This is a genomic window from Bacillus cereus group sp. MS39 (assembly GCF_040448665.1).
Taxonomy (GTDB): domain Bacteria; phylum Bacillota; class Bacilli; order Bacillales; family Bacillaceae_G; genus Bacillus_A; species Bacillus_A wiedmannii.
In genome coordinates this window covers 1,363,837-1,378,501 of sequence record NZ_CP123058.1, presented here as the reverse complement: position 1 = coordinate 1,378,501, position 14,665 = coordinate 1,363,837, and the positions used below count along the sequence as shown (strand labels likewise).

The window sequence follows — 14,665 nt, the reverse complement described above, 5'->3', positions numbered from 1 at the left end:
TTATGCATAACGATCGCAAGTTTGGCGCTTTAGTAATTTATGAGGAATAATAATACACTTTGCAGTAGACTCCGCATTCTCTACTTTATCCACTAAAGCTTTTGCTGCCTCATATCCTAGTTGATAAATATTCACATCAACTGTCGAAAGTGGCGGACTCGCAATTTCTGATAATAAAGCATTGTTAAAGCTTATAATGGAAACATCCTTTGGTACAACGAATCCTTTTTTAGAAAGAGCACTTAACACACCAAGTCCAATTAAATCATCCGTTGCCACAATTGCTGTCGGTGGTTGCTGTAGTCCCATTAACTCCTCAACGGCTTGTTGACCACTTTCCCTCGAAAAATCAAAATGTAAAATATACTCTTTTGGTAATACAATGTCCGCTAATTTTAAAGCATCACTCATACCAGCCAAACGATCTCTCGTTACAAGTAAATCTGATCCACCGCCGATGAACGCGATTTGTTTATGACCTAATGAAATCAAATATTCTGCTACTTCTCTTGCAGCTGTATAATTGTCATTATCTACATATGTAATTTCATCTTTTCGATCATACGGTTTCCCAATTAAAACAAACGGGAAATTTTGTTTATGCAAATATTGAATAATCCGATCATTCTCTCTTGAATATAAAAGAATAATGCCACCAATTTGGCGCCCCTGTACCATCTTTACAACACCATTAAAAATTTCATCTTCCGTTTCACCTGTCGACATATAAAGCGCATACCCTTCTACATGTGCAAATGAACTAATCCCTCTTATAACTTCTGGGAAAAACGGATTTTGAAAAGCTTTACTTGCAGAACTTGGCATAACAAGACCAAGTGTTTTTGTTGTTTGGTTAGCTAGATTTCTTGCGTTTAAATTGGGATGATACCCTAGTTCACTCATTACTTTCCGAACACGACGCTTTGTTTTTTCACTTATACTTGGATTATCAGCAATTACACGAGAAACGGTAGATGGTGCTACATTTGCCTTCTTCGCCACATCTTTAATTGTAACTGTCATAAAAATCCCCCTCCTCTCACTTCTCTGCCATTTTGTTATATATTTTAATCTTGCACCCGTTGCAAGTAATAGGAGAAGACATAAACTTTCATTGATTCTATCTTGTAAATCCTATCATATTCTCCCTCTCCATGTATTGTAAGGGATATAGCCCTTTTTTCCTATACTATAATATACTATTTATTTCACTTCTTTTCATATGTGATGTCAAATCTCTTTTCATCTCCCTATAAAATTTTTTATAGGGAGATGAAAAGAAAAATGGGACGTAATGTCCCATTTTTCATCCTTTCGTACCCCCAGCAGTTAAACCAGAGATAAAGTATTTTTGTAGTGATAGGAATAAAATTGAAATTGGGATTGCAATCAATACTGAACCCGCTGCGAACGTTGTGAATTCATTACCAAATTTCTTCGCTACCATTTCATATAACCCAACTGCTAACGTATAATTTTCTGGTGTGCGCAAAATAACACTCGCTAAAATGAAATCTGTAAATGGACCGATGAAAGTGAATAACGCCACAACTGCTACGATTGGCTTTGCAAGTGGCATAATGATTTGCCAAAAAATACGGAAATGTCCTGCCCCATCCATACGAGCTGACTCATCCAATTCTTTCGGAATCGTATCAAAATATCCTTTCATAAGCCATGTATTCATTGGAATTGCCCCACCTACATAAATTAAAATTAATGCAAGGTGCGTATCGATTAACCCTGTTAACTGTGCCAATACGTATAGAGCGATTAACGCCGCAAAGTTCGGAATCATTTGCAGGATTAAAAACGTTAATAAACCATTTTTTCTTCCAACAAAACGGTATCTTGAAAATGCATAAGCAGTAAAACTAATTGCTAACACTGAGAAAATCATCGTTATAACACTTACTTTTAATGTGTTTTTATACCATAGTAAATAATTACTATTCTCTAAATCTAATAACTTACGATAATGATCTAACGTTGCATTTTGCGGAATAATACTTGATCCAGATAAACTATCACCCGGATTAAACGATGAGCCAATAATCCATAATAATGGATAGAAAATGATGGCACACATTACGAAAATAACGAGATAACTTAATGAGAGACGTAACATCTTTTGTCTTTTAATATTCATTTACATCATATCCTCTTCTTGGAATGATTTTGTTCTCTTAAATTGCCATAACGCAACTGTAATAACGATTAACGATAAGATCATTGTAAGAGCTGCCGCTTTCCCGTACTGCGCCGAAGTCATCGTTAACTTATAAATCCATGAAATTAAAATATCTGTTCCACCTGCGTCTTGTCCAGCTACAGCAGGACCTCCGCCGTTAAATAGATAGATGATACTAAAGTTATTAAAGTTAAACGTATATTGCGTAATTAATATTGGTGCTGTTGCATATAGAACAAGTGGCAATGTAATTTTACGAAACTGCTGCCAAGCTGTAGCTCCATCTACTGTAGCAGCTTCATATAACTCCCCTGGAATCGATTGCAGTATGCCTGTTGTCATTGCAAAGACGAACGGGAATCCAAGCCATGTTTGAATCATAATTAAAGCGATTTTTGCCCAAAATGGATCTGTCATCCAAGCAATCTTTTCGATTCCAAATAAAGCTAATACTTGATTGTTAATTGCTCCAAATGTCTCATTAAACATACCAGAGAAAACAAGAATAGATACGAATGCTGGAACCGCCCACGGTAAAATGAAGATTGTTCGAATAATTGCCTTCCCTTTAATACCAGGCTGATTCACGATAATCGCTAAGAAAATACCAAGCGCAACTTGTAACGTCGTTGCAACGAATGTCCAAATGACAGTCCAAGAAAATACGCTTAAAAATGTCTCTCTCCACATCGGTAATGTAAAGATATCAATAAAGTTTTTGAAGCCCACCCAATCTACTAATTTAGCTGGAGGAGAGTGGTATAAATCATAATTCGTAAATCCAATTAAAATTACGAAGATGATTGGAAATACAACTACAAAGATAAGTAATAGAAAACCTGGTGAAACCATTAAATATGGAAAACCTTGATCTAGTAAATTACGGTATTGCTCTTTTACAGAGTTTAAAGGTGTTCCTATATCACGTTTCTTCCCGTTTTGGTATGCATCATATAAATTAAATGCATATATTCCGAGTCCAAAAACGATGACGATGAGTGCCAAGATTCCTTCTACTAATAGAAAGACAGAATGATCACGTGGAACTTCTGTACCTAGCGTTACAATTCCCCATAATCCCATATTTAATAAATCAGCAAAGGCTACAATAAATGAACCTGTTAATACTAGAAAAATAAGACCTTTTACAAATTGCTTATTATACATTTGGCCCACGCCTGGAATGATAGATAACATGGTTGCCATTTTCCTATGCTTTGAACCGTTTAAACCGTTTGCTGGTTCCATAGATGTTTGCATGTTCCTTCCCCCTTTTTTCTGGGAGAGAATTCATGCCCCTCATATGAGAGGCACGAATTTCACCTTATTTTTTCTTACTATGATTTGCCTCAATATTACCTTTAATTTGCTTCACTGCATTGTCAAGTGCTGCTTTTGGTGCCTCTTTTTCCGTAACAACTAATTGAAGCGCATCTCCAGCTGGTTTCCATACTTCTTGCATTTCTGGAATGTTCGGCATTGGAATTCCATTTTCAGATTGTGTTGCAACTGCTTTTGCAGCTTCATTATCTTTAATGATTGGATCTTCCATTACTGCTTTTACTGGAGGAATTTCTTTTGTTTTCTCAAATCGAATTTTTGCGTTCTCTTCATTTGTTACCCATTCAGTGAACTTTGTAGCTAAATCATTTTGTTTAGAGAAACTTGTTACATGCCACCCTTTAACCCCAACAAATGTTTTCATTGGTTGACCGTTTGGTAATTTCGGCATTGGAGCAACGCCATAATCAATTCCGTTCTTTTCCATTGCTTGGAACGCCCATGGACCATTCATGATAGATGCTGCTTTTCCTTCGTTAAATAGTCCATCAGCAGCAGGTCCACCAGATTCACCGATAATACCTTTCGGGAATAACTTTTCTTTGTACCATTTTTGAAGATATTCAGCACCTTGTACTGCCCCACTATTATTTAATCCAACATCACTTGCATTTGGCTTTCCATCTTTTTCACCAAACACATAACCACCCATACCTGCCATGAATGCATTAGCAAAGTAGAAGTTATCTCCTAGTGTTAAAAATCCATACTTGCCATCCTTCGTAAATTCTTTCGAGAAGTTAAACAGCTCTTCCATCGTTTCTGGTGCTTTTGGCATTAATTTTTTATTGTAAATAAAGACTGGTGTCTCAATTGCTTTTGGTAAACCATATAATTTTCCGTTATATGTCTGTGCTTCTATTGATGATTCAGTAAATCTACTCTTCACAGCATCATCAGCTTTCACTTCAGAAAGTAAACCTTCTGTTACTGCGTTTCCAATTTGATCATGTGGCAATGTTACAACATCTGGTCCCGTCCCCGCTGGTCCATCAAGGCGTAACTTCTTCACTTGATCTGTCATTTGCATTTCAACGACTTTTACTTTTACTTTATATTTTTCCTCAAAACTTTTCACTGCTGGTTCTAAACCAACACCTTTTTTATCATCTTCCCAAACGAGAAGATCGTAATCTTTCTTCGCTTTACTTTCTTCTTTCTTCCCTGAATCTTTCGGTCCACATGCAGATAACATACCAATTGATAATGCTGAAACCGTTAATAATGATAATGCTTTCTTCATCCCAAAAACCTCCCTAAATTGTATATGTACCTTACTAATTGAAAACGTTTGCATTAAATGGTTTAATAGAAGCACAAACAATATCTCAATCTATGAAAACGTTTGCGCTATTTGTCTATCATTATACATTCTTTTATTCATTTTGCAAATATTAATTTTAAAATATTATTACTACACTCTTTATACATTGACTTTATATGAAATGAATACTACTCTTATAAGCAATATTAAAGCTATGCAAAAAGCAATCGTTTGCAACATATACTTTATTATTATACGTAAGGGAACAATATGCATGGAGATATTAAAGGGGGATTTTCTATATGCTTAAAGAAGCTATTTATCATAGGCCAAAAGATAATTACGCATACGCTTACGATGAAAAAACGATTCACATCCGAATACGTACGAAAAGAGAAGATGTTCAAAGCGCCACTCTTATTTACGGTGATCCTTATGAATGGAAAGAAGGGAAATGGATTACATCAAGTATACCGATGAAAAAAACTGGTTCTACTGCATTGTTTGATTATTGGTCCATTTCCATCGAGCCAAAATTTAAGCGCTTACGTTATGGATTCGAATTAAAAAATGATACAGAAATGCTTATTTATGCAGAGCGAGGATTTTTTTCCAGTATTCCAAATGATGACGTTGGTAACTTTTTCTGTTTGCCATTTATTCATGCAAATGATGTGTTTCAAGCACCTTCTTGGATTAAAGACACTGTTTGGTATCAAATTTTCCCAGAACGGTTCGCTAACGGAGATCGTGCACTAAATCCAGAAAACACTCTTCCTTGGGGAAGCGCTGAGCCAACTCCAACTAATTTTTTCGGCGGAGATTTTGCTGGTATTATTCAAAACCTCGATTACCTTGTTAAGCTTGGAATTTCGGGAATATACTTCACACCTATTTTCAAAGCACATTCAAACCATAAATATGACACAATTGACTACATGGAAATCGATCCGCAATTCGGGACGAAAGAAACGTTCAAAGAACTCGTTCAAGCATGTCATACACACGGTATAAAAGTAATGCTCGATGCCGTGTTTAATCATAGTGGATACTTTTTCGATAAATTCCAAGACGTACTAGAAAACGGTGAGAAGTCTGCTTATAAAGAGTGGTTCCATATTCATGAATTTCCAATTGTAACGGATCCACTCCCGAATTATGATACTTTCGCGTTTACACCGTATATGCCTAAATTAAATACAGCACACCCAGATGTAAAAGAATACTTACTTGAAGTAGGGCGTTATTGGGTAAGAGAATTCAATATAGACGGTTGGCGCCTTGATGTAGCAAATGAAGTAGACCACAGCTTTTGGAGAGAATTCCGAAGCGAGATAAAGGCATTAAATCCTGAAGTATATATTTTAGGAGAAATTTGGCACGATGCACTTCCATGGCTACAAGGAGATCAATTTGATGCTGTAATGAGCTACCCTGTTACAAACGCTCTACTGTCTTACTTTGCTAATGATTCCATTAAAGCAAATGAATTTATGAAACAAATTACAGAATCTCTACATTCCTACTCTATGAATGTAAATGAAGCAGCGTTTCATTTATTAGACAGTCATGATACACCAAGAATATTGACAACATGTAATGGAGATAAAAATAAGTTACAGTTACTTTATGTATTCCATCTTTCCTTCATCGGCTCTCCTTGTATTTATTATGGAGACGAAATTGGTATGGACGGCGGTATGGACCCAGATTGTCGCAAATGTATGGTTTGGGATACGAAAGAACAAGATCATCTATTATTTACACATATACAAATATTAATTTCATTACGAAAGCAATATAAAGCATTCGGAGGACATGGTACTTTCCAATTCATCGAAGCAAATGATGAACATAATTATATTTCTTATACGAAAACATATGAAGATGAAACTATCTTTTTCGTTTTAAATCCGAATAATAGTGATGTTACAGCTTCACTCCCTCTCCATGTTACTGGAAAGAAAATCATTAACATTTATACAAATGAAGAATTTTCAGCGGAAGCAAGTGTATTACAAGTTACACTTCCTCCATATGGATTCTCAATCTTAAAATGGTAATAAAAAATCCTTATGCCAAGGTGTGGCATAAGGATTTTTCTTATTTTAATTTAAATACCATCGCTTCATATGGACGTAATACAATGTTATCTATCGATCCACTCTCTACGTCGTAATTGTGTATTAATAACTCTGATTCACTATAACTAATGTCCTTAGGCAATTCAAATACACATTCTTCCGCCGTAAAGTTTGCAATAACAAGAAGTTTTTCTTCTTCATATGTTCTTACGTATGCAAAAATAGAAGGATTATTATCTAATATTAAATCATATGATCCGTACACAACTATTTCATTATTTTTGCGTAGGTCAATTAATTTTTTATAGTAATAAAAAATTGAATCTTTATTTTGGATCGCTTGTTTCACATTGATTTCTTTGTAATTAGGGTTTACCGTAATCCAAGGCTCACCTGTTGTGAATCCAGCATGATCTTTATCATCCCACTGCATCGGTGTTCTAGCATTATCTCGGCCTTTTATATAAATAGACTGCATTACTTTATCTATATCTTCACCGTGCTCTATCACTTTTTCCTTATACATATTTAATGTTTCAATATCTCGATATTCATCAATCGATTCAAATCGAACGTTCGTCATTCCGATTTCTTCTCCTTGATAAATATACGGTGTTCCTTTCATCATATGAAGCACCGTCGCTAACATTTTCGCAGATTCAATGCGATACATTCCATCATTACCAAAACGAGATACAACGCGTGGCTGATCATGGTTATTCCAATACAGACTATTCCACCCTGTATGCTCTAATGCTTTTTGCCACTTCGTTAAATTCTCTTTTAAAGTAAGAAGTGAGCATGGTTTTACATCCCATTTTCCGCCTTCTCCCGAATCTAAATCCATATGTTCAAATTGGAATACCATCTGCAGTTCTTTTCGTTCTTCCCCAGTATACATTTTCGCTTCTTCTGTCGTTACACCAGGCATTTCACCAACCGTCATAATATCATAATGAGACAATACTTCTTCATTCATTTCATGTAAATATTTATGAATGTTTGGACCGTTCATAAAATGCTTATGACCTGAAACATACCCCTCTTCTTCGGTTTCAACAGCTGGTAATCCCTCATCTTTAGAAATAAAATTAATAACATCCATACGGAAGCCATCAATTCCTTTTTCTAACCAAAACTTCATCATTTCATAAACATCTTGTCTTACCTTTTCATTATCCCAATTTAAATCCGGCTGTTTTTTAGAAAACAGATGTAAATAATATTCATCTGTCATTTCATCATACTTCCATGCAGATCCACTAAAAGCTGCTCCCCAGTTGTTCGGCTCTTTCCCTTCTTTTCCAGGACGCCATATATAGTAATCTCTATATTTATTATCTTTTGATTTACGTGATTCAATAAACCAATTATGTTCATCAGAAGTATGGTTAACAACTAAGTCCATCATAAGTTTCATATTACGTTCATGCATTTCATGTAATAGCTCATCCCAATCTTCCATTGTTCCGAACTCATTCATAATTTTACAATAATCACTTATATCATAACCATTATCATCATTTGGAGATTCATAGACCGGTGATAACCAAATGACATCAATCCCTAATTCTTTTAAGTAATCTAGCTTTGAAATAATCCCACGAAGATCCCCAATACCATCACCGTTACTATCCATAAAGCTACGAGGATAAATTTGATATACTACACTTTCTTTCCACCACTGTTTTTCCATTATGCTACCCCATTTCATTAATAATTCGATTTTCTCTTTTTAAGGCGCAAACGTTTTCATTAATGAATGATAACAGATTCTATCTTAATTTAAAATAGCGCTTACAACTTTTATTCTTATTTTTCTAAGAAAACATACGCAAATTACTAATATTCCTCTAATAAATGAAAACGTTTTATTTTTTTGTTTATTTTTTGAATCTATTAGTTTATAATGAACTCAAAGAAAACGTTTGCATAATTTTTTCTAGGGGGCAATACCATGGCAGAATTGAAATTAGAAAACATTTATAAAATATATGATAATAATGTAACAGCTGTAACAGATTTTAATTTACACATTCAAGATAAAGAGTTTATCGTATTTGTCGGTCCTTCTGGATGCGGGAAATCTACAACATTACGAATGGTGGCTGGACTTGAAGATATTTCAAAAGGAGAGTTTTCAATTGATGGTAAGCTAATGAATGATGTCCCTCCAAAAGATCGCGATATCGCAATGGTCTTCCAAAACTATGCTTTATATCCACATATGAGTGTGTATGATAATATGGCATTTGGATTAAAACTTAGAAAAATACCAAAAGATGAAATCGATCGTCGTGTGAAAGATGCAGCAAAAATTTTAGGACTGGAACAATATTTAGATAGAAAACCGAAAGCGTTATCTGGTGGACAACGTCAACGTGTTGCGTTAGGGAGAGCAATTGTTCGAGACGCGAAAGTGTTCTTAATGGATGAACCTTTATCCAACTTAGACGCTAAATTACGTGTTGCAATGCGCTCAGAAATTTCTAAATTACATCACCGTCTTGGAACGACAACAATTTACGTAACACATGATCAAACAGAAGCAATGACAATGGCTTCACGTCTCGTTGTTATGAAAGACGGAAAGATTCAACAAATCGGAACTCCAAAAGAAGTATATGAAACACCTGAAAATATTTTCGTTGGTGGATTTATTGGCTCTCCAGCAATGAATTTCTTCCGTGGTAAATTGACTGAAACCGATTTCGTTATAGATAATTCATTAAAAGTCAAAGTAACTGAAGGAAAAATGAAGATGTTACGTGAACAAGGCTATGTAAATAAGGAAATTGTTTTAGGTATTCGTCCTGAAGACATTCATGATGAACTATTATTTTTAGAAGCTTCACAATCTACTGCCTTCACAACAAAAATCGAAGTTGCTGAGTTACTAGGTGCTGAATCTATTTTATATATGAAACTTGGAGATCAGGATTTTGCAGCACGTGTTGATGCAAGACATACATTTTCACCTGGAGATCAAATTAAACTAGCATTTGATATGAATAAAGCACATTTCTTTGATAGTCAAACTGAACAACGTATTCGTTAAAAAATAATTTTCCTCTGTATAACATACAAAAAAACCGTCCACATACTTTGAGGGCGGTTTTCATTATTATACGAGGGCTTCTACTGTATGAAATGATTGTCCTTTCGTGCCAATAATACCGAAAATCGGTAAGTCACTCAGCACCACTTCTTCTTGCTGTTTCATAAAAGATGACGTTAATTGTTTTATCTCTATCCAAACGTCATTAATACAAAGTACATTGGAATCGTTCTCTTGTTGGCGAGAAAAAATAGAATCTATTTTATATAAACCAGCATTTTGAAAAAGCATATCAATGCGACTAAATGCATTCAAAGTAATACTGATAACGCGTTGCCAATCTCCTTGCTTTCCCATATCATAGGATACAAAAAGTGCTTCTCCGCCTAGATTCGTAATTTCCTCCACTGTTGCTTGTCCACTTTCTTGATCAATGTCCGTCACAATTACTTTTGCGCCTTGTTTAGCCAACAAAAGAGCTGTATTACGTCCAATACCGATGCCACCGCCAGTTACGATAGCAACTTTTCCTGCAAGCTTCATTTTCATTACCCCTTCTATAAGTCTTACCGTCATTCAGTATACTCCTTTATGAGATTAGTCTGCAAGCAAGAAAAGTTGCTTATTAATTTGTAAGCGATTACTTTTTTGCTCCTTCTTTTTTCTTACTATTACGCTGATCGAAAACTAAACCGATGAAAATTAAAATCCCCCAAAAGATTACGCTACCCCCAGTCATTTCAATTTCCCCCTTATTATATAAAGATATTATTTTAATCATTATAACATTTTCTTAATTTTCAATCTATTAAAATCAAAAATGATATGGATTAACTTTTTCTTATTATATATCCTTTAAAATATATTTATATAATTAAAAAAGACCTTCTTATTTTATGTATAAAAAGGTCTCTGTTTTATTATACAAGACTTATCACTTTTGTTTTTGTAATTAAATCTTGAAAACCACAATTATCTTTGCGGAATAACATCATATATACGTTACATAATATCGGAATTCCAAGTAGCAATATGTTCGGTAATAACAATACAAAAAACCTTATAATTAATGTTTGTAATGTTAACTTTTCACTCTTCAATGAAATTAATTTTATTCTCGTTACCTTTTTACCAACTGTAACACCGTTCCAAATAAAGGGTACCAAAATAAAATATATCGCCATTAATATAAAAACTACTGCGAGATCATATCTATAATCACCAAAACTAATATTAAAGCGATTAAAAATAGCACTATAATTTCCGGTCGTAATAGCTACTACTGCACCATACATAACCGAGATTAAAAACATGTCAATTAGGGAAGCACCTATGCGATTCATTACAAGCGCTGGACGATGCATCTTTAACTTCATTTTATGTCGACTCCTTCATATCCTTCTTTACCCGTCTCATCGTACCACTTCTAAAAAACATTGTAAACTAGCGTTTCTCTTACTTTTCTTGTACAATGTGTTACAACAGCATTGTAAAGGAGGTTCCCATATTGAAAAAATGGATAATCCTATTCGTCGCATTCCTATTAGCCGGTTGTGCTGGAAATACAAATCATATAACTTATACGATTAACGATGAATACGAACTCATACGTACTTCTGGAAATGCATTTGAACTTTTCCCATCGCAAGATGCTGTATATGCCACACAATACATTCCTGCAAAAATTACAGACATAGCTTGGGATGATAAATACATTATTGCAAAACAAATTGAGGAAAAGTCAGATCCGAATAACCCTGACGGAGCAATTGCAAATAAAAAAAGTGAGCATTATTGGATTATTGACGTAAAGCATAATAAACGTTTTGGCCCTTATAATGAAAAGCAATTTAATGAACAAAAAGATGCATTTAAAATTAAGGTACCTTTTCAAAATGTAGATTCATACATAAAAGAAAAGAAAAAACAGTCAGCATAATATTTTTAACGCTGACTGTTTTTTCTTTTCTGTTTTTAAAAATCCCCTACTCAGAAAGTGAGATATTAAAAGTTTCTGCCTCTTTTACAACATCTTGCGTTTCTGTATCTGCTGCGACTACATTATCTGTTGTAAACTTAATATCCTTTACCTTTTCTTTTCCATCATCAAGTATTAAGCCGATAATACCATCTCTTGTTTCACCAGGCTTATAGTCTTCCCTTGATACATTTTTTGTACCAACGAGCGTATCTTCATCATATAAAAAGTTTTGAGTTGCTACTTTAAAATGTTGCTTATCATTAATCGTAACATCATTCATAGAGAAAAATTGCATATTTTTATTCCCGCTATTTTCCACCTTATATGTAATTTCAACGTAACGAATCGTATCACTAATCTCTGTACCACTTATCGATGCATATAACTCCGCATCTTCTTGACTTACTTTATCTCCTAATCTACGCTTTACTTCTTCAGGAGTTAATGCCGTAAATACTTTTAATGCATTTTTTGCATCTTTACTCATCTGCGATAAAGAGATTACTTTTACATCTTGTATGTGAAATTTCATTGGTGCTACTTCAAATGTTTGATTTACAGATTGAATCTGTTCTAACTTAAAAGTACCCCACCCTGTTTCTTTCACTTTTTGTCCTACTTTTTTCAGCTCACGCCCACCATATTCTTTTGTTTCAGGAATAGATTCTTTCTTCTTCGGTTCAACTTTCTTTTCTTCTTGATGGAAGCAACCACTTAACATAAGAAGAAAACTACATAAAACAAAAATATTTTTCCATGCTTTCATCATATAATTTCTCCTAACACTATCATTCATTAATCTAAATTAGTCCTTTGCTTTGTAGACTATAGAAACAATGAGAAGTCCACAAAACGAACTTGTCAGTCCAGATACTATTATACCCCCTATTTGAAAAATATGAAAATAGGGATCTACGAATGCGTAAACGATAAATACTAGAGCTGCGAAAATGATTGCCGAAACCCAATACTTCCTTTTTTCTGAAGCTATCATAATATCTTTCCCTGTTTCATCTTTATACTTCCATAGTACGTATAATAGTAATAAGAAACCAACACATGTACTCCCGTGTTGCATATATTTATACACCGGGATACTATGTAATCCTCTTTGTAACAATGGTATCTTCGTAACAAAATAGCCTGTATTATGAGTAAATGCATCCCAAACGATATGCGTGAGCATACCAAATAAAGCAGAATAGCAAAATACAAAGAAATCCTTCCATGTATGAAGCCCCCACCTCTCATCTACTGCATATGCAAAATAGCCAGCAAACGGTTTAGGTAAATGTGTTATAAACGGCTTTTTTAAAATGTAATGATACATATATGCGAACAGAAATACAAGTGGTAAATTCAAATATAAGAATCCAAGCCATGTATGCCCAATAACACCATACGGTCTAAAGTGTAAAAAATATTCAAAATCAGGCGCCATACTGCCTAATATAAGAGCCGTTACTGAAATATATTGAGAACGCTTTTTCACAAAAGGAAGAATTGCTGCTGGATGCGCAAATGTAAACGGCATGTTTTAACTCCTTTTCATATCTTCAATAGAATACCATCTATCATAACGAGAGAATTGATCTTGATGCAATATTTATTTTCACATTGGAATATGATAGTTTACATGTTATAATCCACATAAAATATTCAGAAAATAAGGAGAGGTTCACGTGTCATTAACACTTGCCTTTTTTCTCATTCTGCTTATCTTCTTTGTACTTACATACATCGGCTTTTTTCTGTGGAAGCACTTAAAAATTATAAAATATATGCCTGCTCTCGTTGGTTTTATAAGCGTTCTTTTTATTTTCATATGGAAGAGAATGACTTTAGGCTGGGAAGGTCTTGGCTTTGGCGCACTTCAATATACAATACTATTTGCAAGCTGTCTTACCCTTGTATTTGCTGCTTTTTTAGAATCAAAATCCGTTATGAATTGAGGTTTATATATTGATTGACGTACCCTTTTTAAAAAATGTCACATTAAAAAAAGAAAATATCCCTAGTTTTTCCGCATATCCTTACTGTCTACCCGCTATCCGAACTTTACAATCACTTGCCTTCCATCCAAATGTAACATTCATTATTGGAGAAAACGGAACGGGAAAATCAACATTACTCGAAGCAATTGCAATCGCTTTAGGATTTAATGCAGAAGGTGGAACGAAGAATTTCCGCTTTAGCACAAACGATTCACATTCATCTTTATATGAATACCTTCGAATTTCTAAAAGTTTCAATACACCAAACGACGGTTTCTTTCTTCGTGCTGAATCATTTTATAACGTTGCTTCTTATATTGATGAGATGGATGCTGATCTAGAAGCACGCGGGAATCCAGTTATTGACTCATATGGTGGTATCTCACTACACAAACAATCACACGGCGAATCATTCTTTTCCTTATTTATGAACCGTTTTTCAGGACAAGGTTTATACATTTTAGATGAGCCTGAGGCCGCTCTATCACCAATGAGGCAACTTTCCATGCTTATTCGAATGCACGAACTAGCGGAACAAGGTTCACAATTTGTTATCGCGACGCACTCTCCTATTTTAATGGCTTATCCTGAATCCACTATATATTCTTTAACACAAGAAGGGATTCATGAATCCACATTAGAAGAAACAGAGCATTACCAAACGACAAAACTTTTCTTTGAAAATCGTGATCGATTATTTCATCATTTATTTGATTCTTAATAAAAAAGAAGCAGCGATTGCTGCTTCTTTT

At 34.4% G+C, this 14,665-nt stretch carries 15 protein-coding genes; 5 read left to right on the top strand and 10 right to left on the bottom strand.

Going from position 1 to position 14,665, the window contains the following annotated elements; genetic code table 11:
* From malR to QEP67_RS07310, 4 genes are all read right to left on the bottom strand, one after another.
* A complete protein-coding gene (gene malR / locus QEP67_RS07325) occupies window positions 1–1,023 on the bottom strand; it encodes a maltose operon transcriptional repressor MalR (RefSeq protein WP_000219037.1) in 1,023 nt (340 codons plus the stop codon).
* Between the two features lie 283 nt (window positions 1,024–1,306).
* Entirely contained in the window at window positions 1,307–2,149 is an 843-nt protein-coding gene (malD, locus tag QEP67_RS07320; RefSeq protein ID WP_001022607.1) for a maltosaccharide ABC transporter permease MalD, read from the bottom strand.
* Window positions 2,150–3,451 (bottom strand): maltosaccharide ABC transporter permease MalC, encoded by a 1,302-nt coding sequence (gene malC / locus QEP67_RS07315; RefSeq protein WP_001194989.1) that lies wholly within the window; start codon window positions 3,449–3,451, stop codon window positions 2,150–2,152.
* Window positions 3,452–3,515: 64 nt separating this feature from the next.
* On the bottom strand, window positions 3,516–4,775 hold the full coding sequence (locus QEP67_RS07310; protein ID WP_000709926.1) for an extracellular solute-binding protein: 1,260 nt from the start codon (window positions 4,773–4,775) through the stop codon (window positions 3,516–3,518).
* 323 nt (window positions 4,776–5,098) lie between these two features.
* Here QEP67_RS07310 and QEP67_RS07305 point away from each other — a divergent pair, with 323 nt between their 5' ends.
* The gene (locus QEP67_RS07305; protein WP_353706552.1) at window positions 5,099–6,859 is read left to right on the top strand and encodes an alpha-glycosidase; all 1,761 of its coding nucleotides are present in this window, start codon (window positions 5,099–5,101) and stop codon (window positions 6,857–6,859) included.
* A 40-nt stretch (window positions 6,860–6,899) separates the two neighbouring features.
* On the opposite strand, the gene malL is transcribed toward QEP67_RS07305, so the two are convergent.
* On the bottom strand, window positions 6,900–8,576 hold the full coding sequence (gene malL, locus QEP67_RS07300; RefSeq protein ID WP_000415185.1) for an oligo-1,6-glucosidase: 1,677 nt from the start codon (window positions 8,574–8,576) through the stop codon (window positions 6,900–6,902).
* A gap of 261 nt (window positions 8,577–8,837) precedes the next feature.
* Here malL and ugpC point away from each other — a divergent pair, with 261 nt between their 5' ends.
* The gene (gene ugpC, locus QEP67_RS07295) at window positions 8,838–9,938 is read left to right on the top strand and encodes a sn-glycerol-3-phosphate ABC transporter ATP-binding protein UgpC (RefSeq protein WP_000818929.1); all 1,101 of its coding nucleotides are present in this window, start codon (window positions 8,838–8,840) and stop codon (window positions 9,936–9,938) included.
* Window positions 9,939–10,004: 66 nt separating this feature from the next.
* Here ugpC and QEP67_RS07290 read toward each other — a convergent pair whose 3' ends face one another.
* The 3 genes from QEP67_RS07290 to QEP67_RS07280 form a co-directional block, all read right to left on the bottom strand.
* Complete coding sequence (locus tag QEP67_RS07290; protein WP_000218424.1) at window positions 10,005–10,514, bottom strand: SDR family NAD(P)-dependent oxidoreductase; 510 nt, start codon at window positions 10,512–10,514, stop codon at window positions 10,005–10,007.
* A 64-nt stretch (window positions 10,515–10,578) separates the two neighbouring features.
* Window positions 10,579–10,677: a hypothetical protein gene (locus QEP67_RS07285; RefSeq protein WP_000145654.1), complete on the bottom strand. Its 99-nt coding sequence runs from the start codon at window positions 10,675–10,677 to the stop codon at window positions 10,579–10,581.
* A 181-nt stretch (window positions 10,678–10,858) separates the two neighbouring features.
* Window positions 10,859–11,314: an RDD family protein gene (locus QEP67_RS07280; protein WP_000769084.1), complete on the bottom strand. Its 456-nt coding sequence runs from the start codon at window positions 11,312–11,314 to the stop codon at window positions 10,859–10,861.
* A 131-nt stretch (window positions 11,315–11,445) separates the two neighbouring features.
* Here QEP67_RS07280 and QEP67_RS07275 point away from each other — a divergent pair, with 131 nt between their 5' ends.
* On the top strand, window positions 11,446–11,877 hold the full coding sequence (locus tag QEP67_RS07275) for a DUF3997 domain-containing protein (RefSeq protein WP_000758773.1): 432 nt from the start codon (window positions 11,446–11,448) through the stop codon (window positions 11,875–11,877).
* Window positions 11,878–11,923: 46 nt separating this feature from the next.
* Here QEP67_RS07275 and QEP67_RS07270 read toward each other — a convergent pair whose 3' ends face one another.
* Together QEP67_RS07270 and QEP67_RS07265 are read right to left on the bottom strand one after the other, a co-directional pair.
* Window positions 11,924–12,688 (bottom strand): hypothetical protein, encoded by a 765-nt coding sequence (locus tag QEP67_RS07270; protein WP_000973879.1) that lies wholly within the window; start codon window positions 12,686–12,688, stop codon window positions 11,924–11,926.
* Between the two features lie 36 nt (window positions 12,689–12,724).
* Window positions 12,725–13,453 (bottom strand): DUF4184 family protein, encoded by a 729-nt coding sequence (locus QEP67_RS07265; RefSeq protein WP_001116841.1) that lies wholly within the window; start codon window positions 13,451–13,453, stop codon window positions 12,725–12,727.
* 148 nt (window positions 13,454–13,601) lie between these two features.
* On the opposite strand from QEP67_RS07265, the gene QEP67_RS07260 reads away from it, so the two are divergent.
* Window positions 13,602–13,871: a hypothetical protein gene (locus tag QEP67_RS07260; RefSeq protein ID WP_000059857.1), complete on the top strand. Its 270-nt coding sequence runs from the start codon at window positions 13,602–13,604 to the stop codon at window positions 13,869–13,871.
* A gap of 10 nt (window positions 13,872–13,881) precedes the next feature.
* Window positions 13,882–14,634 carry an AAA family ATPase gene (locus QEP67_RS07255; RefSeq protein WP_000567981.1) on the top strand — a complete coding sequence of 251 codons (753 nt, stop codon included), beginning with the start codon at window positions 13,882–13,884 and terminating at the stop codon, window positions 14,632–14,634.
* Window positions 14,635–14,665: the final 31 nt, after the last annotated feature.